Raw genomic sequence first — 20,456 nt, 5'->3', positions numbered from 1 at the left:
TCTTCGTCGGCGGCAGGACATGGCGCATTCCGACGGCACGCCGGATTGCTGAGAAGTCAGCGCTGACTAACTTCGTCGGGACGGGGGCGAGAGAGAGGCGCTACAGGTCGAACTTGTCCGCGTCGCGCCAGGCCGGGAAAGCTTCCCGATAGGCCTGCAACGCTTCCAGCGACAGCTCCGCATCCAGACGCGCGGGCTGATTTTCCGGTGCGCTGGCCAGCGTCTGACCCAGTGGGTCGAGGATCACGCTGTCACCCTGATAGCTGTGGCCGTTGGCATCGGTGCCGACGCGGTTGCAGCCCGCCACATAGCTCTGATTTTCAATCGCACGGGCCGTGAGCAGCGTCTTCCAGTGATGCGCGCGCGGCGTTGGCCAGTTAGCTACATACAGCAGCAGATCGTAATCTTGCTGGTTGCGCGCCCAGACCGGGAAGCGCAGGTCGTAGCAGATCAGCGGCATAATGCGCCAACCGCGCCACTCCACCACCAGCTTCTTCTTGCCCGCCTGATAATACTGATGCTCGTCCGCCATGCGGAACAGATGTCGCTTGTCGTAGCGATACAGCGCGCCGTGCGGATCGGCGAACAGAAAACGGTTCGCCGCGCCTTTTGGGGTTTGCACCGCCACGCTGCCGCCAATGAGCGCATTGGTGCGCTGCGCCCACTGGCAGAGCCACGCCTCAACCACCGACTGATCCAGACTGTGTTCGGCGGCTTCCATCGCGAATCCGGTAGTGAACATTTCCGGCAACAGAATCAGATCACGCCCCGTGATGTTCTCCAGCAACGCGTCGAAGTGGCTCAGGTTGGCTGGGCCATCCATCCATGCCAGGGGTTGCTGCAATAGGGTGATTTTTAAAGTCGACATAGGCGCTCCGCAGCGGCATCCAACGTGGATTCCTGTTTAGCAAAACATAACCGAATCAAAGTATGGGGGAAAGGGTCTGCGCAGAAAACCGACAGCGGAATGGCGGCGACGCCGACGTGTTCGGTCATCCAGCGGCAGAAGCTCACGTCATCCTGCGTTGAGATCGCTTTGTAGTCCGCCAGCAGGAAGTAGGTGCCCTGACACGGCAACAGCTCGAAGCGGCTGGCGGACAGGGCATTGACGAAGCGGTCCCGCCGCGCTTGGTAAAACTCAGGCAGTTCGCGCCAGTGTTCCGGATGTTCCCGCAGCATATCCGCAATTGCCAGCTGTGCGGGCGTGTTGACGGCGAACGTCAGATACTGGTGAATTTTGCGCAGTTCGGCGCTGATAGGCGCGGGCGCCACGCAGTAACCTACTTTCCAGCCGGTCATATGAAACGTTTTGCCGAAGGACGAGACGGCGACCGCCCGCTGACGAAGCTCGGGATGCGCGAGAACGCTGGCATGGCCTTGCGGGTCGAAGCAGATATGCTCGTACACTTCATCGCTCAGCACGTAAATTTCGCGTTCTGCAATCGCCTGCCACAGGGCATTGAAATCAGACGTTTGCCAGACGGTGGCGGATGGGTTGTGCGGCGTGTTGAGTATCACCAGCCGGGTTTTATCGCTCAGCACTTCGGCGAACTGCGCCCAGTCCACCTGGAAGGCGGGCGGCTGTAGCGCCAGACGCTTCACCACGCCGCCGGCCAATTCGATGGCTGGCGCATAGCAGTCATAGCTGGGGTCGAAGCAAATCACCTCGTCGCCCTGGCGCACCAGCGCGCTAATGGCGGCGAACAGGGCTTCCGTCGCGCCAGCCGTGACCGTGACTTCCTGGTCGGCATCCGGTTCCCAGCCATACAGCTGCCCGGTTTTTTCGGCGATGGCCTGTCTCAACGGCGCGACGCCGGTCATCGGCGCGTATTGATTGGCTCCCTGACTGACGTGAAAGGCCAGACGTTCTTGCAGATAGGAGGGACCATCGAAATCAGGGAAGCCCTGCGACAGATTGATCGCCTGATGTTTCTGCGCCAGCGCGCTCATCTGACTGAAGATCGTCGTGCCGAGGGAAGGAAGTTTACTTTGGGGGATTAGCGCCGCGCTCATGACTGAAAACAACTCCTGCAAACTTGTATAGCTAGCCAATATATCACGCTGTCAACAATTGGCAATCAAGACGCTTGAACGTCTATATGGCTAAACAAATTGCCGCTTGAAAACAGCAAAGCAGACTTATCGTATTGATATGTGGCGCTAATACTGTTTGAAATCGTTTTTAAACTAGTGAGCGATAAAGGAGGGCAGCAACAAGGCATAAACAATCCTGAGGAACAGGAACGCCAGTGCGAACGCTGGCTATTTGGAAGTTAAACCACATAAGGACATATTTGTTTATGAATACCGTAATGAAAAATATAGAGATGATCGATTTTGGCAAGCGTCAATCCATTCGAAATCTCGACGTGTTATCTGGCCCATTGGCGCCGTATGGACAGGCCATTATCAGGGTGAAACGGTTACCCGAATATTTATTGGCTCATCTCCCTCTCCGTTTTGATTCGACGTCCTGTCGGGCCGTCAACGATTTATCTTCAGCGCTACAGGCTGGTCTGCGCGCGATGCTGGCCGCGACTCTTCCGCGCAATTTTCTCCAGTCCGTGTTGCCGATGACGGCGCAGGGGTATGGAACCACGGCGGCGGAACCGACCACCTGCGCCTGCAATCGGGACATTACCCCGAGCGAGCTGCGTAAAATCGCGCCAAAGGTCGATGAAGACAAACTGATGACCTACCTGAAGGCCTTCAATGATGGCTTCGCTAAATATGGGATGACGACATGCAGGGAGAAAGCGCATTTTCTCGCGCAGTGTTGCCACGAAAGCCTCGGCTTGGTGTACACCTCGGAGATTAACGGGAGCCAAAAAAGTTACGCGCCGTGGTACGGACGCGGACTGATTCAATTGACCTTTGAAAAGAACTATCGCGCCTATGGCAGCGCCGTGGGGGAGGATGTTTATTCCAGTGAAGACAACCGGAACAAACTGACCACCTATCCGCACTGTGTGCAATCCGCTTTTTGGTTTTATATGGATTACGGCAACCAGAATCTGAATAGTTACGCCAAAAAAGATGATTTCAATATGATCACGGCCCGAATCAACGGTGGTTTCAACGGTTATGACGACCGCTTGCGCTATTTCGATAAGGCCACTGAAGTGCTGAAGTGTGAGCATCTTAACCAATTGAGAAAGTCGAACGGATTCACTTTCGAAGAGAGCGGCATTTATAACAACAAGGTGTATGCGTACAGCTGGGCGCGTTATCACGATCCGCTCAGCAAGGAACAGGGAACGCGTAAAGACAAGGCCGAAGCGCTAGTAGCCTATAAAAGGGCGTTGGCGTTATACCAGGACGCGAAGGACGCCACCAAGGTCAGCGCGATTCAAACGCGAATAGATAATTTGAGTTAACAGGCAGGGGCTGATTCAGCCCCTTTTTTTATGCCCGGCTCTTCCGAACGCAACAGGCGGATACCGTGACGTCTGCGTGGTTGTCCGAAAGCGCGACGGATTATTTCGCCAGTCTGGAGAGATTATTGATGTCTTCACCAAACGAGCAGAGCAGGTCGGGCATCCGATTTTTATCGGAAGAGTAAGAGAAAAACTGACCGGTCGGTTCTGCCTGAGTGGCGATATTTTTGAACGAACCGATGCCATATTCGATCCCTTTGATATGCAAGCTGACCACATTGTATTCGGGCGATCTTTCGATGTTTCGACGATAGGTTTGGCTAATTTCCTGCACGGTTTCATCCGCAACATGGCTCTCCCCGTTGAGGATTAATACCAATTTCCCTTCCCGATTTTCCAGCAAGATGCGATCGCCCTTGTCCGTCGGACAATAAAACAGCGGCGTGTCATCGGGCGACGGCGTGGCCTGAGCTGGCGGACAGAAAACGATAAAACAGCACAAAGAAAGGGGGATTTTAACCATCCTTTTCACGGTTTTCTCCTTGGCGGGAAGGGCTGATGATCTTCTTGAGATCCCCGTTTTCTCCGGGTAATCTCTCGCTTTAACGTCCTGCCTGTCATCAGGCGAAGGCGCAGCGGTCAGAGGGCCGACACGGTGAACGTGAAGGGGCGCTAGGCAGACGCATCACTGATGTACAAGTGTAGACGCTGTCGGGCGCGGACCTTAATACCGGCCGAACGCCTCCTCATCGAACCCACGGATTTTTCGCTGCCGTCAGGCGTGCGGCGCGAGCCTGGTACTTCGCTGTCAGTGCTGAAAGCCTACGCCAGCGCTTGAGTCAGGGGTGGCGTCGCGGGCGGGGTGAGACCGGCGCGTTGACCTGTATTCTCTCTGATTTTTATAAAAATTCATGCTCACTGAGCGGCAATAACAACACTGAACGCCGACGGTTGCGTCGGAACGTTTGGGGATTCACCTGCACTGGGAATAGACAATGAGCGATAACGCATATTTGGCCGATCTGCTGGCGGCCTGCCACTGGATCGGTGAAAAAGGCTGGTGTCCCGCCACCGGCGGCAATATGTCCGTCCGTCTTGATGAGGCGCGCAGCCTGATCACGGCATCGGGCAAAGACAAGGGCAACCTGAAACCTGAAGACTTTTTGCAGGTCGACATTGCCACCAACCATGTCCCCTGCGGCCGTACGCCGTCTGCGGAAACCGGTTTACACACCCTGCTGTATCGTCTCGACGCGCGCATCGGCGCCGTCCTGCATACGCACTCGGTGAACGCCACGGTGCTGTCCCGCGTGGAGAAAAGCGACGCGTTGATTCTTGAAGGCTACGAGATGCAGAAGTCGCTGTCAGGCCAGCGCTCGCATCTGGACCGAGTCACCCTCCCTATTTTCGATAACGATCAGGACATTCCTGCGCTGGCCGAACGTGTTGCGGCCCGCCATGGGTCTACGCCGCTGCGCTATGGTTTTCTGGTGCGGGGCCACGGTCTTTACTGTTGGGGGGAGAGCGTACAAGAGGCGCGCCGCCATCTCGAAGGGCTGGAGTTTCTGTTCCAGTGCGAACTGCAACGACGTGTGCTGGAGGCGCAATGATTAAGGCCATCGTGACTGATATTGAAGGCACCACCAGCGACATTCGCTTTGTCCACAACGTTCTATTTCCCTATGCCCGCGCTCGACTGGCGCAGGTGGTGGCTCAGGCCGGAGATCGGCCGGACGTCGCCGAGGCGCTGGCTGCGCTCCGAATCGAGTTAGGGCAGCCGGAGGCCAGCGAAACGGAGTTGGTGGACGCATTGGCGCGGTTTATGGATCAGGATCGCAAGTCGACGGCGCTGAAAACATTACAGGGCATTATCTGGCGCACGGGCTATCAGCAGGGCGATTTTCACGGCCACATTTACGACGACGTGACGCCGCAGCTGCATGCGTGGTTAGAGCAGGGCATCAAGCTGTATGTTTACTCTTCCGGCTCGGTCGAGGCGCAGCAGTTGCTCTTCGGCCACAGCGACGTGGGCGATTTACGGCCGCTGTTCAGCGGGTATTTCGATACTCGCGTCGGCGCGAAGCGTGAAGTCACTTCCTATCGGAATATCGCCGACGTTATCGCGCTGCCGGCGGCCGAGATCCTGTTCCTTTCCGATATCCATCAGGAGCTGGACGCGGCGCGAAGCGCCGGTTGGCAAACTTGTCAGCTGCTGCGCGGCGAGGCAGACCCCCACAGCGATCACCCGCAGGTGAGCCGCTTCGATCACATCGACGTACAGGAGATTTCCTTATGAGCGCACTCACTATTTTCAGCGATCAAGACGCATCCCAGCCGGTCTGGGAGAGTCGGGACGCGGAGGCAATCCGTCAGCGTCTGAACGCCATCGGCGTTCGCTTCGAGCGCTGGCAGGCGGACCGTGCATTGAGCGCCGAGCCTGATGCGGAAGAAGTGCTGGCGGCCTATCAGCACGAAATCAACAAGCTGGTCGCGGAAAAAGGCTATCAGAGTTGGGATGTGATCAGCATGCGCGCCGACAATCCGCAGAAGGAGGCGTTACGCGGTAAGTTTCTGTCTGAACATACCCACGGGGAAGATGAAGTGCGTTTCTTCGTAGAGGGCGCAGGGCTGTTCTGCCTGCATGTCGAGGGGCAGATTTTCCAGATCCTGTGTGAGAAGAACGATTTGCTGTCTGTACCGGCGGGAACGCCGCACTGGTTCGATATGGGATCGTCACCAAACTTCACGGCGATCCGACTGTTCGACAACCCGGAGGGGTGGATCGCGCACTTCACCGGCGACGACATTGCCACGGCCTATCCGAAGTTGGCCTGACCGCTGGCCTGTCAGCGTCTCCCCNCCCAAACGGCGGGGAGACGTGTCCTACCGTATCAACGCGACAGCGTCTGCTGAAAAATACCTTCCCGCACCTGCTCGGGTGTAATCACACCGCTATCCAGTACCCAACCGCTAATCAAGGCGGCCGGGGTGACATCAAAGGCCGGGTTATACACCGGCGCATCCTGCGGCGCCCACTGAGTGTGGCCGAAGCTTCCTGACACGCCGGTGACCTCGGCGGTGGCGCGCTGTTCGATGGGGATCGCGTGGCCATCCGGACAGTGGGGGTCGTGTGTGGTGTGAGGCGCGGCGACGTAGAAAGGAATGCGGTGATAATGCGCCAGCACTGCCAGGCTATAGGTGCCGATCTTGTTGGCGACATCGCCGTTGGCGGCGATGCGGTCCGCGCCGACCCACACGGCATCGACCTGGCCCTGCGCCATCAGCGACGCCGCCATGGAGTCGCAAATCAGGCGATAGGGAATGCCCAATTCGCCCAGTTCCCAGGCGGTAAGGCGTCCGCCTTGCAGCAACGGCCGGGTTTCATCCACCCATACGTTTTCAATCTTGCCTTGCTGATGAGCGCGCAGCAGTATCCCGATCGCCGTGCCCACGCCCGCCGTCGCCAGTCCGCCGGTGTTGCAGTGTGTCAGCAGCCGGCTGCCGGGGGTGACCAGCGTGGCGCCGTAATCCGCGATGCGATCGCACAGGGCGCGATCTTCCTCAATCAACCGCAGGGCTTCCCGCCCCAGCGCCGGGATCCACTCCGGCGACGCCAGCGCCTGCTTCATGCGATCAAGATTGTTCATCAGGTTGACGGCGGTCGGGCGTGCCGCGCGCAGCGTCTCAAGTGCGGCCGTCAGCGCCTGTCGCGACAGGCCGCCTTCCGCCAGCAGCGCCAACAGCAAACTCGCCGATAACCCGATGACCGGCGCGCCCCGCACGCGTAGGGCTTTGATATGTTCAACCAGCGCAGGGACGTCCGGGCAGGGATGCCAAACCATCTCCTGCGGTAGCGCCTGCTGATCCAGGATCCAGAGCTGGTTATCAATGACCTTTAGACTTGTCGTGTTAATGTTTTGCATTCAGGGTTAAATCCGTGTTGCGCTATTGCATCAATTTTTTTATTCTGCCAGTATGCTTTGCGGATGTATAGACGTCCAAACGCTTTTATGTCTAAAACAACAATAAAACGACCAACAGCACCACGTACCAGGGGATTCGCAATGTCACAATACCGTACTTTTCACGCAGACGATGCCGTAGCATACGCCCGCCAATACGGCGGCGTGGCGGAGGCGCATACGTTGGTCGCCGCCGAGGAGATTGGCGACGGCAACCTGAATTTGGTCTTCAAAATTCGCGATACACAGGGCGTCAGCCGTGTGATTGTCAAGCAGGCGCTGCCCTATGTGCGCTGTGTCGGCGAGTCGTGGCCGCTGACGCTAGACAGGTCCAGAATCGAAGCGGAAACCCTGCTGACCCACGCGCGGTTTTGCCCGCAGCATACCGTCGCGGTATTGCATTACGATCCCGAACTGGCGGTGATGGTGCAGGAAGATCTGTCCGATCATCGCATCTGGCGTAATGAACTGGTGGCGGGGCGCCATTACCCGCAGGCGGCCTCTCAGCTGGGCGAATATCTGGCGCAAGCGCTGTTTCACACCTCCGACTTCTATCAGCCGCCGCACGATAAGAAAGCGGCCGTCAGCCGTTTTACGAACCCGGAGCTGTGTCAGATTACGGAAGATCTGTTCTTTACCGATCCTTATATCGACCACGAACGTAATCAGTTCGAGCCGGAGCTACTGCCGAACGTACTGGCGCTGCGGGAAGATCGCGCGTTGAAGCGCGCGGTGGCGGCGTTGAAACACGGTTTTCTCGCCAAGGCGGAAGCGTTATTGCACGGCGATGTGCACAGCGGGTCGATTTTCGTGGCCGAAGGCAAGCTCAAGGTGATTGACGCAGAATTCGGTTTCTACGGTCCTATCGGCTTCGATGTGGGGTCTGCGTTGGGGAATCTGCTGTTGAACTACTGCGGTGTGCCGGGATTGTTGGGAGCAGAAGCGGCAAAGACGGCCCGGTCTCAGCGTCTTGAGGAGTGCGTCACGCTGTGGCGGACTTTTGCTGAGCGCTTTACGGTGCTATGCGCAGAGCAAGGTCGTGAGCCTGCGCTGGCGGCTGACGGCTACGCAGAACTGTTTTTGCGTCAGGTGTGGCAAGACGCCGTTGGGTACTGCGGCAGCGAATTGATTCGTCGCACCATCGGCCTGGCCCACGTCGCGGATCTGGACAGCATTGCGGACAAGCAGGCGCGATTGACCGCGAAAAGACATGCGCTGGCGCTGGGTAGAGCGCTGATCGTCGAAGCCGGCGACATTGCCGATCCCAAGGCGCTACTGACGCGTATCGGCGAATGGGAAGCCTGATATATCGCCCAATGGCGCGGAGATCTCTGCGCCGTTTTTCCCCCGCGTCATGCCATTGAACACGCCGTTGCTGTTTCACACACTTCACCGTTTGTCATCTCCCCTTGCGATGTGTCGGCCTGTCTGAAACGTCTCGCGGCATTGTCGTGCGGTGGATTCTCTGCTTTTTTGACGGAGGATCTGCCGCGTTGAGTGAATGCGTTATTAATATAAACTGATGTATGTAGTGAGCGGCTTTTCTCGCTTTGGATGTTTATTTTATTGAAATGCATTGTTTTTCAATCAATTAATCTAAATCAATCATACCCGTTTTTTCTTCTATCCTTTCTTATGCGCATTATTTTATTAACCCTCTTAATCATTAGTGCTGTTTAAGGATGGATTATGAAAACTTTAGCTTGTCATCTGCTCACCGGCAGCCTGTTGCTGTCAATGAGCATCGCTCACGCAGCGTCTGTCGATCCGCATCTGGAACGCGGTACGCAAGCCTTTGTGAATTCGCTGAATAGCGGGCACGGTAAACCCATCGAACAACTTTCCCCGGCAGATGCGCGCAAGGTGCTCTCCGACGCGCAAGCGAGCGTCAAAGTGGACATGTCCGGCGTCGCCATCACAGAGAAAACCATTCAGGTGGACGGTAAACCGTTGACGTTGACCATCGTCCGGCCTGAGAACGCCAGCGGCGAACTGCCCGTGTTTATGTTCTTCCATGGCGGTGGCTGGGTCTTGGGCGACTTCCCCACCCATCAGCGCATGGTGAGGGACTTGGTGGTGGCTTCTGGCGCCGCTGCCGTGTTCGTCAACTACACACCGAGTCCCGAAGCGCACTATCCGGTCGCCATCAATCAGGCCTATGCGGCGACCCGTTGGGTGTCTGAACACGGCGCGGAAATTAACGTGGACGGCAAGCGTCTGGCCGTCGCTGGGAACAGCGTGGGCGGTAACATGGCGGCGGTAGTCAGTCTGATGGCTAAAGAAAAAGGTGCGCCGAAACTACGTTATCAAGTCCTTTTCTGGCCGGTCACGGATGCTAAATTTGACACCGCATCCTACAAAGACTTTGCGGAAGGCCGCTTCCTGAGCCGCAATATGATGAAATGGTTCTGGGACAACTACACGACGCAGGCCGCTCAGCGAGCCGAAATTTACGCGTCGCCTCTGATGGCAAGCGAAGCGCAGTTGAAAGGGTTGCCGCCGGCGCTGGTGCAGACCGCGGAAAACGACGTGCTGAGAGATGAAGGCGAAGCCTATGCGCGTCATCTGAACGCCGCGGGCGTGGATGTCGTGCAGGTGCGTTATAACGGTATGATCCATGACTACGGTCTCCTGAATGCGCTCGCCGGCGTTCCTGAAGTTCAGGCCGCCCTGAGCCAGGCCGGGATGCTGCTGAAAGAGCATCTGCAGTAATCACCGCGTGTCGAGAGGCATGTTTTAACGTCTTATACCGCCGATACGTCGGCGGTTTTTTTTAATTCCGGCCATGCCTTGCGATGTGGTTCTATGTGATGGACGGTGGAAACTGTGCGTTAAATAATCTCCCCTACGTGACCTCCGCCGCGAATCATATCAATCGTTAATTGTCCGCTTCTCCGGGTTTGGGCGATCCGTTACACTGCACGGCAAGACCATCGTGATATCACCTAATGAGAGGGTTCCATGTATCAGGACTTAATCCGTAAAGAGCTAACAGAAGCGGCGGATACGCTGAATACCTTTTTAAGCGACGATGCCAATATTCAGTCGATTCAGGATGCGGCGGTACTGCTGGCGGACGCGTTCAAAGCGGGCGGAAAGGTTATCTCCTGTGGGAACGGCGGTTCTCATTGCGATGCCATGCATTTCGCCGAAGAGCTGACCGGCCGTTACCGTGAAAACCGTCCGGGACTGCCGGCGATCGCGATCTCCGATCCGAGCCATATCTCCTGCGTCAGCAATGACTTTGGCTACGACTTCGTGTTCTCGCGCTACATTGAATCCCTAGGGCGTGAAGGGGATGTGCTGCTGGGGATTTCCACCTCGGGCAACTCCGGCAATATCATCCGGGCCATTGCGGCCGCGCGCGCCAAGCGGATGAAAGTCATCACGCTGACCGGCAAAGACGGCGGCAAAATGGCGGGTTCGGCGGATGTCGAAATCCGCGTGCCGCATTTTGGCTACGCCGACCGTATTCAGGAAATCCATATCAAAGCGATTCATATCCTGATCCAGCTGATTGAAAAGGAAATGGCGGAGAGCTAGTCCCGCTGCGCCAACGGTACATCAGGCAGCATCCCGCACCGGGGCGAATGCTGCCATCGCCGAGAAATCGCTTCATCAAGGCGCGGACGGGCGCTCCGCAGAAGATGGGATGTCACGTTGGCCCTAAGGAGCAGGGCTGCGCTGTTCCTTAGGGCCATTCACACCGCACGGATCTCGCCTGGAGACGCAGGCTAATCACCGCCAGCGGCTCTGACGTTTTCATCGCGGGTCACAAAGGTAAGGAATCAACCATGTGTGAACTGCTTGGGATGAGCGCAAATGTCCCAACTGATATCTGTTTTAGTTTTTCCGGGCTGATGCAACGCGGCGGCCGTACCGGACCGCATCGCGACGGTTGGGGTATCACCTTTTACGAGGGCAACGGTTGTCGTACGTTCAAAGATCCGCTGCCTAGCGCCACGTCGCCTATTGCACAGCTGGTACAGAAGTATCCCATCAAGTCCTGCGCCGTGGTGTCTCATATCCGCCAGGCCAACCGCGGTGCGGTGGCGCTGGAGAACACCCATCCGTTTACCCGCGAGCTGTGGGGGAGAAACTGGACGTTCGCCCATAACGGTCAGTTAAAAGGCTATCGCAGCCTGAAAACCGGAACCTACCGCCCGGTAGGGCAGACGGACAGCGAATACGCCTTCTGCTGGCTGCTTCACCATCTCTCGTTACGCTACCCCCGTACGCCATCGCACTGGCCCTCGGTCTTTCGCTATATCGCGTCGCTGGCGGAAACGCTGAGCAAAAAGGGCGTGTTCAACATGCTGTTGTCCGATGGACATTTCGTGATGGGGTATTGTTCCACGCGGCTATGCTGGATTACGCGACGTGCGCCATTCGGCAAGGCGACGCTGCTGGATGATGATGTGGAGATCGATTTTCAACAGCAGACCACGCCGGATGACGTGGTCACCGTGCTGGCGACGCAGCCGCTGACGGGGAATGAAACCTGGCATCAGATCGAGCCAGGCGAGTTTGTGTTATTCCACTTTGGTGAGCGCATAGTTTGAAAACGGGTTCTTGTTCGGGGTCGCCTGATTCACCATATACTGGCCGTTGAACACCGCGACGGCCGGGGGCTGGTGGTGCTGGTTGAAGTAGGCGTAGCCCGGCTGCAACTGCTGCCAGAAATGGGCGTAGGTGGAGTTGCGATGCCGCTGCAGGTTTTTGTCCGTCATGCGGAACGGATAAATCGCCAGTTCGACTTTCGCCTGCCCATTCAATAGCGCCCGCTCGACGTAGGTGTAGATCTCATCGATGTACTGATTGGTCATCGCATAACAGCCGACCGACACGCACTCGCCGTGAATCATGAGATAGCGTCCGGAATAACCCTGGGCACGGTCATATTCGTTGGGAAAACCGACGTTGATGGCGCGGTGAAAGCGGCTATCCGGTTTAAGCTGATGCAAATCGACCTGATAAAATCCTTCCGGACTTTTCATATCGCCTTCCACCCGTTTGGGACCGAGACCGCCCGAGTATTTGCAGATGGGATAGCTTTGCACCAGACGATAGTCGGTGCCGATTTTGGCATACAGCTCCAAAAGCCGCTCTTCTTTGAAGATTTGAATATAAACCGGCGAGCCTAACGCCTGCTGCTTGAAAGAGGTCGTGACCGGAATGACTTCGCTCGCATAGCTGGTAACAAATACGGAAGGCAAAAAAAACAGCGTCGCAAATGACAGTGCGATTTTTTGCATTGATGGATCCTGATAACTGAAGCTGTGTGACATACGGTATTTTTGTGGTGTCGTCCCGTATTCCTGTGCCTAAGGCGGTGTAGCGCTGTCACATTAGCACTGCGTTTATTTTATTCAAGTGGGAAATTATGTTAGACGCAAACAGCGGTGAAAGAGAGGTCGGACCGAGGGCGTCATCGTGGCCGGAATGACGGCTCCGCGCCCAGCCGATAAGGCGTGAGAAGGTTAAGGCAAAGCCCTGGTAACACAACGATATTATTAAGAAACTTATTGGTGTTGCCCCCTACGCGACAGGGAGAAAAGGGAAACTCTCTTTGTCACGGGACGCGAACGCGAACCCTTTTTTCTTTTCGCGTATTCTCCACGAAAATCGGGCGGATGAGTGCGTCGTCAGGGCCTTTGACTTCCGCGGTTCACTGGCGCGACGTGGCTCCGGTGGTTGACCTGCTTGCATCACTCCACATTGGTACTGTATTTTTATACAGATACCGGAGGGGATATGCGCAAGATTATTCATGTCGATATGGATTGCTTTTACGCCGCCATTGAAATGCGGGACAACCCGCGCCTGCGCGATATTCCCCTTGCCATCGGCGGCAGCGCGTTGCGCCGCGGGGTAATCAGCACCGCCAATTATCCCGCTCGCCGTTACGGCGTGCACAGCGCGATGGCGACTGCGACCGCTTTGCGACTCTGTCCGCATCTGACCTTGCTGCCGGGACGTATGGAGGTGTACAAAGCCACCTCCCTCCAGATCCGTCAGATCTTTGCCCGCTATACCGAACTGATCGAACCTTTATCGCTCGACGAAGCGTATCTCGATGTCACCGACAGTCTTCACTGCAACGGCTCCGCCACGCTGATGGCGCAGGAGATTCGACGGGCTATTTTCGATGAGCTGAATCTGACCGCCTCCGCGGGCGTCGCGCCCATCAAATTCCTGGCAAAGGTGGCCTCCGAACAGAACAAACCCAACGGACAATACGTCATTACGCCCGCTCAGGTGGATGACTTCATTCTGGCGCTGCCGTTGGCGAAGATCCCCGGCGTCGGTAAAGTGACGGCCAGCCGGTTGGCCGAGCGGGGACTGCATAACTGCGCCGACGTGCGGCGTTATGATTTGTCCGCGCTATTGAAGTCGTTCGGCAAGTTCGGGCGTGTGCTGTGGGAGCGCTGTCATGGTATTGATGAACGCCAAGTGTCGCCTGACCGGCTGCGTAAATCCGTCGGCGTCGAGAAAACGCTGGCGCAGGATATTCACGACTGGCCTCAATGCGAAGCGCTGATCGAAACGCTGTATGACGAGCTGGAGGTGCGGCTGCGTCGGGTGAAGCCGGATCTGCATATCGCGCGTCAGGGCGTAAAGCTGAAGTTCGACGATTTTCGGCAGACTACGCAGGAGCACGTCTGGCCGGTGCTGAACAAACAGGATCTCATCCAGTTGGCGAGGCAGACCTGGGAGCAGCGGCGGGAGGCGCGCGGCGTTCGGCTGGTGGGATTACACGTGACGCTACTGGACCCGCAGCTGGAGCGGCAGCTGGTATTTAACTGGGAGCGTTAATCGAGAGCGCTTGGCGCCGCATCCGGCGAGGTTTTCAGCCGGATGCGGGAAGGGCAGGCGATGAACGCCTTAGCGTTTCTCTGGGATGGCTTTCAGAACCGCGGTCAGCAGTTGCCAATACAGGCCAACGCTGGCGATATTCACCCGCTCATCCGGCGAGTGCGGTCCGGTGATGGTCGGTCCGATGGAAACCATATCCATCTCCGGATAAGGCTTCTTAAACAGCCCGCATTCCAGACCGGCGTGGATCACCTGAACGCTCGGCGTTTTGTCGAATAGCTGCTGGTAGGTTTCCCGCACTAGTTGCATGACCGGTGATTGCGCGTCTGGCTGCCAGCCCGGATAGCCGCCTTTAGGACGAGTTTCCGCGCCGGCCAGCTGTCCCAGCGACGTCAGCACGCTCACCACATAGTCCTTGCCGCTGTCGATCAGCGACCGGATCAGGCAGTGCACTTCCGCCTGCGTCTCGGTCATAGTGATGACCCCGACGTTGAGCGAGGTCTCCACCACGCCTTTGACCTCGTCGCTCATGCGGATCACGCCGTTAGGGATTGCGTTAAGCAGAGCCACCAGCCGGTCGCGGCTGTCCGTGGTCAGGGCCGCCGAGGCGTCCGACGTCGGTTCGACGAGAACAGCGATGTTTTTTTCCACTGCGGCCAGCTCATGTTTCAGTACGGCGACATAATCCTGTGCCGCCGCTTTCAGCGCAGCGACTTTATCAGCCGCGACGGCCAGCGTGACCGCGCTTTCGCGGGGGATGGCGTTGCGCAGCGTGCCGCCGTTCAGGTCGAGGAGACGCAGGTCCAGCGTTTTCGCCTGCTCTGCCAGGAAACGGCCCAGCAGTTTATTGGCGTTGCCGAGCCCCAGGTGAATGTCGCAGCCGGAATGGCCGCCTTTCAGCCCTTTAATCACCAGCTTCATCACCTGATAGCCCGCAGGCACCGCTTCACGTTGCAGCGGCAGCCGCGTCAGGAAATCGATCCCGCCCGCGCAGCCCATGTAGACTTCGCCTTCCTCTTCCGAGTCGGTGTTGATCAGAATCTCTCCCTGCAGCCAGTTCGGTTGCAGGCCGAAAGCGCCATCCATGCCGGACTCTTCCGTCATGGTGAGCAGTACTTCCAGCGGGCCGTGCTCGACGCTGTCGTCGGAGAGGACGGCCAGCGTAGACGCCATGCCGATACCGTTGTCCGCACCCAGCGTGGTGCCGCGCGCTTTCACCCACTCGCCGTCGATATACGGCTGAATCGGATCTTTCGTGAAATCATGCGCCGTATCGTTGTTTTTCTGCGGCACCATATCCAGATGCGCTTGCAGCACGACCGGCTTGCGGTTTTCCATGCCGGGCGTCGCCGGTTTGCGCAGCAGAATGTTGCCGACGCGATCGCGCTCTGAATGAATGCCGCGCGCCTGCGCCCATGACAGAATATGCGCCGCCAGCGCCTCTTCATGATAGGAGGGATGCGGAATGGAACAGATCGTGGCAAAAATATCCCACAGGGGCTGTGGGGAAAGCTGAGACAATTCAGACACTATTAACGTCTCCTTTTCAGCAGCCTAAGTCCGCGTCTGGCGCGTGAGGCGCTACAGGTTAAAAAATGATCGCGCTTGAGCACGGCGATCGGGCATCATGAAACAGAGTATCACTTTCCCGCCGCCGGGGAGAGTCTGTCAATCCTGGTCGCGAAGAACCGGCTGAGGTGGCCGACCGCGGGCGGATTGCCGACAATGGCGGCGGGGATTTTGTCGCCACCCACAAAACTCAATCGGATAAAGGCTGGTTTTTATGAGGTTGCCTATCTATAATCTCGCGCAACCTTTTTCCCCCTCCGACTATGATAAAGCCGACTCCACCGTTGGCCGGGATATATTATATGAGTGAAAAATACGTCGTAACCTGGGATATGTTGCAGATTCATGCCCGCAAACTGGCCGAGCGTTTACTGCCGGCGGACCAATGGAAAGGCATTATCGCCGTTAGCCGCGGCGGTCTGGTTCCGGGTTCTCTGCTGGCCCGTGAGCTGGGCATCCGTCATGTAGACACCGTATGCATCTCCAGCTACGACCATGACAACCAGCGCGAGCTGAAGGTGCTGAAACGTGCCGAAGGCGATGGCGAAGGCTTCATCGTGGTGGACGATCTGGTCGATACCGGCGGTACCGCCAAAGCGATTCGCGATATGTATCCGAAAGCGCACTTCATCACCATTTTTGCGAAACCGGCTGGGAAACCGCTGGTGGACGATTATCAGGTTGATATCCCGCAGGATACCTGGATTGAGCAGCCTTGGGACATGGGCGTGGTGTTCGTGCCGCCGCTGTCCGACCGCTAATCGCTCCCTGATTTGCCGTCTATAACGCCCGGTTTTGCCGGGCGTTGTCATTTCCGACTCTTTTCCCTCTCCTGTACTGCATTTCCATGTGGTGTTGAGTACACTTTAGCGAAACGCTCTCTCTGCTGCTTGATCTTATATGGAGGCTGTTGTGGTTCAGGCCAACCTGTCCGAAAAGCTGTTCAAACCGTCCTTCAAACATCCGGAAACCTCGACCCTGATCCCGCGCGCGCATCACTCCACCAGCGCGATGCACTCCGCCCTGGAGGGCAGCGACAACAGCGCCTGGTATCGGATGATCAACCGCCTGATGTGGATTTGGCGCGGCGTCGCGCCGCTGGACATTGAGGAGGTACTGTCGCGCATTGCCGCCAGTACGGCCCAGCGCAGCGACGACGCGCTGCTGGATACGGTCATCGGTTATCGCGGCGGAAACTGGATTTACGAATGGGTGGTGCAGGGAATGCGCTGGCAGCAGCAGGCGACGGAGAGTGAGAGCGAACTCGATGATGAGACCAAAGGGCAGTGCTGGCTGAAGGCTGCCGCGCTGTACAGCATCGCCGCCTATCCGCACCTGAAGGGCGATGAGCTTGCCGAGCAGGCGCAGACGATGGCGAATCGCGCCTACGAAGAAGCTGCCGACCTGCTGAGCTATGAACTAAAAACGCTGTCTATTCCCATCGACGGCGGCGGAACGCTGACCGGGTTTTTGCATTTGCCCTCTCAGGGCAGCGCGCCGTTCCCCACCGTGCTGGTGTGCGGCAGCCTGGACCTGCTTCAGAGCGACTATTACCGCTTGTTCCATGACTATCTGGCGCCGGCGGGGATGGCGATGCTAACGATTGATATGCCGTCAGTCGGTTTTTCGTCGCGCTGGAAGTTGGATCAAGACTCCAGTTTCCTGCATCAGCAGGTATTGAAAGCCTTGCCGGACGTACCGTGGGTGGACCATACCCGAGTAGGGGCATTTGGTTTTCGTTTCGGCGCGAATATCGCCGTCCGGCTCGCGTATCTGGAATCGCCGCGTCTGAAGGCTGTCGCCTGTCTGGGGCCGGTGGTGCATTCGCTGCTGGCTGGCGCCGTGCGTCAGCAGGATGTGCCGGATATGTATATGGATATCCTCGCCAGCCGGCTCGGCATGCCGTCTTCCACCGACGCCGCATTGAAGGCCGAGATGGGACGCTATTCCTTAAAAACGCAGGGGTTGTTGGGGCGGCGTTGCCCAACGGCGATGCTCTCCGCTTATTGGAAGGACGACGTACTCAGCCCGAAAGAGGAGTCCGAACTGATCGTTAACTCATCGTCCCAGGGCAAGCTACTGGAGGTCAAAGCTTCACCGGTCTATGAAAGTTTCCATCTCTGTTTACAGCAAATCAGCCATTGGTTAGGGCATCAGCTTCAGTAACGATGTCTTTATCTGCCGCATGATCGTCCCCTTTATCGTCCCATTACCTTGGATGGGATGGTGATAACGTATTCCTTAGCTATGCTATTTGAAAAATAAAATAGCTTTGAAGGTAAGCCGCCGCGCGTTTGGCTTTGCAGCGCGTGCAAAAAAACATTCCTTCCCAATTGGATGATAAGCAGCTGGATAACGTTATTATGGAGAGAAGGTGGATCTTACTTGTTCTGATATTTTCGATGTTACCCCTTATGTTGTTAGCCAGGGCCGATGCGTCCAATCTTAAAACAGAGATGAATCAGGTTTCGGCTGCCGATCTACGTCGTACCGTTTCCGGTATCGTCAGCTACACTCGATGGCCATCCGCCCAAATGGTTCCCACGCTTTGCGTATTCTCTTCAGCGCATTTCGCTGCCGTGCTCACCGATACCCGTAATGAACAAGATATCCCCTTATTCAATACAATATTGATAGAAGATGTCGATGATTTTTCGTCCTCGCACTGCGATGCGGTATACTTCGGCAGGGAATCCATTCAAGAGCAGGTCGGAATTTCAAGCCTGGACCCGGCGCATCCACTACTGACTATTTCGGAACAAAACCCCGAATGTGTTGATGGCAGCGCATTTTGTCTTATCTTCGCGGATAAAAAGGTCAGTTTCTCTGTAAATTTGGACTCGTTGTTTCGTACCGGGGTGAAAGTTAGTCCCGAAGTATTAATGCTTGGTCGTCCGCGGAATGCTAAACATGGATAAGCCAGCCTCTACGTCCAGTACAGTCACCGGCAGAATCACTTTCAGGAATGCCCTGGCGCGTATCAGTACCTTGAGTATCGTCATCACCATGACGGTGTCTTGGATGCTGATCACCACGGCGTCGCTGATTTCATTCAAACAGTATTCTGAGAAGAATCTGCAGTTGCTCACCAGTACCCTGAGCCAAAGCATCGAGGCCGCTGTCGTGTTCCGCGACGGCGTAGCGGCCCGTGAAACGCTGAGCACTCTCGGCCAGCAAGGTCAGTTCAGTCAGGCTATAGTTACTGATGCGAACGGACGAAAAATCACATTCTGGCAAGCCGCGGGCAGCGAGCACGCCGACCCGATGAGCCGAATGATCGCCAAATGGCTCTTCCCCAGTTCGGTACTGCAGCCCATCTATCACCGGGGCAATCTCGTGGGCCACATCGAGATTTCGGGCAGCGACGCCCCGGTTAAAAGCTTTGTTTACTTTTCCCTGCTGGTGCTCACGCTGTGCCTGGTCTTCGCCTCGATATTGTCCGTCATCATCACCCGTCATCTGCACCACGGCTTGATTATGGCGCTGCAGAATATTGCCGAGGTGGTGCACGATATTCGAGAAAACCGTAACTTTGCCCGGCGAGTGCCGTCGGCAAAGATTGTTGAACTGGATGTCTTTAGCCAGGATTTCAACAGCCTGCTCGAAGAGATTGAAAGCTGGCAGGAGCAGATTCTGAAAGAGAACGATTCATTGCTGAAACGTTCTCTGCACGATGCTTTGACGGGGTTAGCCAACCGTACGGCATTCTGCAGCGCGCTGGAAAACGTGCTGGAAGATGAAGAGAGCCACAGCCGCACAGCCGTGCTGTTTATGGATGGCAATCAGTTTAAATATATCAATGATACCTATGGCCATGCAGCTGGCGACAAGGTGTTGATAACCATCGCTAAACGATTGAAATATTGCGCAGGGAAAAAAGACCTTCCGGCGCGATTGGGCGGCGATGAGTTCGCTTTAATCCTGTCTGACGTCCAGGATATGGATGACGTTATGCCCATCGTGAACAAGATCCGCCGTCGCGTAAGCCAGCCGATCGAACTTCAAAATGGCGCGGAAGTTGTGATGTCGCTAAGCATTGGCGTAGCGATTGCCGATCAGTACTCCACTATAGAGGACCTCCTGGAGCAGGCTGACAAAAACATGTACCTGGAAAAGCAAAAATACCGGCGACATGCGTTAACGAGGTAAGTGGTAGTATGAAGTTCACTCTGCAGTTCATGTTGATTGCCGCGCTGGCTCTAGGGCTGACGGCCTGCCAGTCTCACAAAGCCCCGTTCACTCCCCAACAGGTTGCGGCATTGCAATCGACGGGATTCAAGCCGTGCGAAGAGGGGTGGGCGCTGGGGCTGACGGAAAAAGTGCTGTTCGACCTCGACCAATCCACACTAACCCCCCAAAGCCGCGCGGCGATCCAAAAAGTCGCCAAAACGTTGTCGGCCGTGGGGCTGAGTCACGCCCGCATGGATGGCCATACGGACAATACCGGCGACGATCGCTACAACAAGGCGCTCTCCTTGCGCCGCGCGGAAGTGGTCGCGAATGTTTACGCCACGAGCGCCAACATTCCGCGCAGCCAACTTCAGACGCGTGGTCTGGGCAAGGATTATCCCATTACGAGCAATGCGACGGCGCAGGGCAGGGCGGAAAATCGCCGGGTTTCCATCGTGATCACCTCCCCGTAAAGGGTCCTATTGGCGGCAGGCCGCGATAAAATCGCCTGTCGTCAAGCCTTATTTATCCAGCAATTTGGTTGAAAAATGCGGCATCTCTG

General features: G+C 56.6%; 20 protein-coding genes. 14 read left to right on the top strand and 6 right to left on the bottom strand.

All coding sequences use genetic code 11. The annotated features are described in order from the left end of the window. Positions 1 to 100 precede the first annotated feature (100 nt). On the bottom strand, positions 101 to 868 hold the full coding sequence (locus SB13_RS07635; protein ID WP_026739778.1) for an amidohydrolase: 768 nt from the start codon (positions 866 to 868) through the stop codon (positions 101 to 103). Beyond that, positions 856 to 2,013, bottom strand: coding sequence for a pyridoxal phosphate-dependent aminotransferase (locus SB13_RS07630; RefSeq protein WP_026739777.1), 1,158 nt, complete (start codon positions 2,011 to 2,013; stop codon positions 856 to 858). The genes SB13_RS07635 and SB13_RS07630 overlap by 13 nt, the downstream gene beginning before the upstream one ends. Positions 2,014 to 2,249: 236 nt before the next feature. Between SB13_RS07630 and SB13_RS17015 the strand changes: the two genes are divergently transcribed. Continuing rightward, positions 2,250 to 3,377: a glycoside hydrolase family 19 protein gene (locus SB13_RS17015; protein ID WP_152545832.1), complete on the top strand. Its 1,128-nt coding sequence runs from the start codon at positions 2,250 to 2,252 to the stop codon at positions 3,375 to 3,377. Between the two features lie 100 nt (positions 3,378 to 3,477). Here the strand turns inward: SB13_RS17015 and SB13_RS07620 are convergent, their stop codons facing one another. Further along, on the bottom strand, positions 3,478 to 3,909 hold the full coding sequence (locus tag SB13_RS07620; RefSeq protein ID WP_152545833.1) for a hypothetical protein: 432 nt from the start codon (positions 3,907 to 3,909) through the stop codon (positions 3,478 to 3,480). Positions 3,910 to 4,372: 463 nt separating this feature from the next. On the opposite strand from SB13_RS07620, the gene SB13_RS07615 reads away from it, so the two are divergent. From SB13_RS07615 to SB13_RS07605, 3 genes are read left to right on the top strand one after another with little or no spacing between them, the layout of a single operon-like run. Beyond that, a complete protein-coding gene (locus SB13_RS07615) occupies positions 4,373 to 4,987 on the top strand; it encodes a methylthioribulose 1-phosphate dehydratase (protein ID WP_026739775.1) in 615 nt (204 codons plus the stop codon). Further along, entirely contained in the window at positions 4,984 to 5,673 is a 690-nt protein-coding gene (mtnC, locus tag SB13_RS07610) for an acireductone synthase (protein WP_026739774.1), read from the top strand. Before SB13_RS07615 ends, mtnC begins: the two co-directional genes overlap by 4 nt. Further along, positions 5,670 to 6,212 (top strand): 1,2-dihydroxy-3-keto-5-methylthiopentene dioxygenase, encoded by a 543-nt coding sequence (locus SB13_RS07605; protein ID WP_026739773.1) that lies wholly within the window; start codon positions 5,670 to 5,672, stop codon positions 6,210 to 6,212. The genes mtnC and SB13_RS07605 overlap by 4 nt, the downstream gene beginning before the upstream one ends. A gap of 56 nt (positions 6,213 to 6,268) precedes the next feature. Here the strand turns inward: SB13_RS07605 and mtnA are convergent, their stop codons facing one another. Further along, positions 6,269 to 7,300 carry an S-methyl-5-thioribose-1-phosphate isomerase gene (gene mtnA / locus SB13_RS07600; RefSeq protein ID WP_026739772.1) on the bottom strand — a complete coding sequence of 344 codons (1,032 nt, stop codon included), beginning with the start codon at positions 7,298 to 7,300 and terminating at the stop codon, positions 6,269 to 6,271. A 141-nt stretch (positions 7,301 to 7,441) separates the two neighbouring features. Here mtnA and mtnK point away from each other — a divergent pair, with 141 nt between their 5' ends. The 4 genes from mtnK to SB13_RS07580 all read left to right on the top strand — a co-directional run bounded on the left by mtnK (position 7,442) and on the right by SB13_RS07580 (position 11,901). Beyond that, the gene (gene mtnK / locus SB13_RS07595; RefSeq protein WP_026739771.1) at positions 7,442 to 8,644 is read left to right on the top strand and encodes an S-methyl-5-thioribose kinase; all 1,203 of its coding nucleotides are present in this window, start codon (positions 7,442 to 7,444) and stop codon (positions 8,642 to 8,644) included. A 432-nt stretch (positions 8,645 to 9,076) separates the two neighbouring features. Beyond that, positions 9,077 to 10,051 carry an alpha/beta hydrolase gene (locus SB13_RS07590; RefSeq protein ID WP_235202387.1) on the top strand — a complete coding sequence of 325 codons (975 nt, stop codon included), beginning with the start codon at positions 9,077 to 9,079 and terminating at the stop codon, positions 10,049 to 10,051. Between the two features lie 249 nt (positions 10,052 to 10,300). After that, positions 10,301 to 10,882 carry a D-sedoheptulose 7-phosphate isomerase gene (gene lpcA, locus SB13_RS07585; RefSeq protein WP_026739769.1) on the top strand — a complete coding sequence of 194 codons (582 nt, stop codon included), beginning with the start codon at positions 10,301 to 10,303 and terminating at the stop codon, positions 10,880 to 10,882. 251 nt (positions 10,883 to 11,133) lie between these two features. Beyond that, positions 11,134 to 11,901: a class II glutamine amidotransferase gene (locus SB13_RS07580; protein WP_026739768.1), complete on the top strand. Its 768-nt coding sequence runs from the start codon at positions 11,134 to 11,136 to the stop codon at positions 11,899 to 11,901. On the opposite strand, the gene dpaA is transcribed toward SB13_RS07580, so the two are convergent. Next, positions 11,872 to 12,594 carry a peptidoglycan meso-diaminopimelic acid protein amidase gene (gene dpaA / locus SB13_RS07575; RefSeq protein ID WP_026739767.1) on the bottom strand — a complete coding sequence of 241 codons (723 nt, stop codon included), beginning with the start codon at positions 12,592 to 12,594 and terminating at the stop codon, positions 11,872 to 11,874. The two genes, SB13_RS07580 and dpaA, sit on opposite strands and share 30 nt — an antisense overlap. A gap of 499 nt (positions 12,595 to 13,093) precedes the next feature. Here dpaA and dinB point away from each other — a divergent pair, with 499 nt between their 5' ends. Next, positions 13,094 to 14,155: a DNA polymerase IV gene (gene dinB / locus SB13_RS07570; RefSeq protein WP_026739766.1), complete on the top strand. Its 1,062-nt coding sequence runs from the start codon at positions 13,094 to 13,096 to the stop codon at positions 14,153 to 14,155. A gap of 69 nt (positions 14,156 to 14,224) precedes the next feature. On the opposite strand, the gene pepD is transcribed toward dinB, so the two are convergent. Continuing rightward, entirely contained in the window at positions 14,225 to 15,685 is a 1,461-nt protein-coding gene (pepD, locus tag SB13_RS07565; protein ID WP_026739765.1) for a beta-Ala-His dipeptidase, read from the bottom strand. 341 nt (positions 15,686 to 16,026) lie between these two features. Here pepD and gpt point away from each other — a divergent pair, with 341 nt between their 5' ends. From gpt to yfiB, 5 genes are all read left to right on the top strand, one after another. Next, positions 16,027 to 16,485 carry a xanthine phosphoribosyltransferase gene (gene gpt, locus SB13_RS07560; RefSeq protein WP_026739764.1) on the top strand — a complete coding sequence of 153 codons (459 nt, stop codon included), beginning with the start codon at positions 16,027 to 16,029 and terminating at the stop codon, positions 16,483 to 16,485. A 151-nt stretch (positions 16,486 to 16,636) separates the two neighbouring features. After that, a complete protein-coding gene (gene frsA, locus SB13_RS07555; RefSeq protein ID WP_026739763.1) occupies positions 16,637 to 17,890 on the top strand; it encodes an esterase FrsA in 1,254 nt (417 codons plus the stop codon). 128 nt (positions 17,891 to 18,018) lie between these two features. Beyond that, complete coding sequence (gene yfiR, locus SB13_RS07550; RefSeq protein ID WP_051616544.1) at positions 18,019 to 18,642, top strand: regulatory sequestration protein YfiR; 624 nt, start codon at positions 18,019 to 18,021, stop codon at positions 18,640 to 18,642. Then, positions 18,635 to 19,873, top strand: a complete 1,239-nt coding sequence (gene dgcN / locus SB13_RS07545; protein ID WP_026739761.1) for a diguanylate cyclase DgcN/YfiN — start codon at positions 18,635 to 18,637, stop codon at positions 19,871 to 19,873. Before yfiR ends, dgcN begins: the two co-directional genes overlap by 8 nt. 8 nt (positions 19,874 to 19,881) lie before the next feature. Further along, entirely contained in the window at positions 19,882 to 20,367 is a 486-nt protein-coding gene (gene yfiB, locus SB13_RS07540) for an outer membrane lipoprotein YfiB (RefSeq protein ID WP_036150739.1), read from the top strand. Positions 20,368 to 20,456 lie beyond the last annotated feature (89 nt).

It is taken from the genome of Lonsdalea quercina subsp. quercina (genome assembly GCF_000688695.1).
Taxonomy (GTDB): domain Bacteria; phylum Pseudomonadota; class Gammaproteobacteria; order Enterobacterales; family Enterobacteriaceae; genus Lonsdalea; species Lonsdalea quercina_D.
The sequence above is the reverse complement of the archived record's forward strand: the minus strand, read 5'-3'. Positions and strand labels throughout refer to the sequence as shown.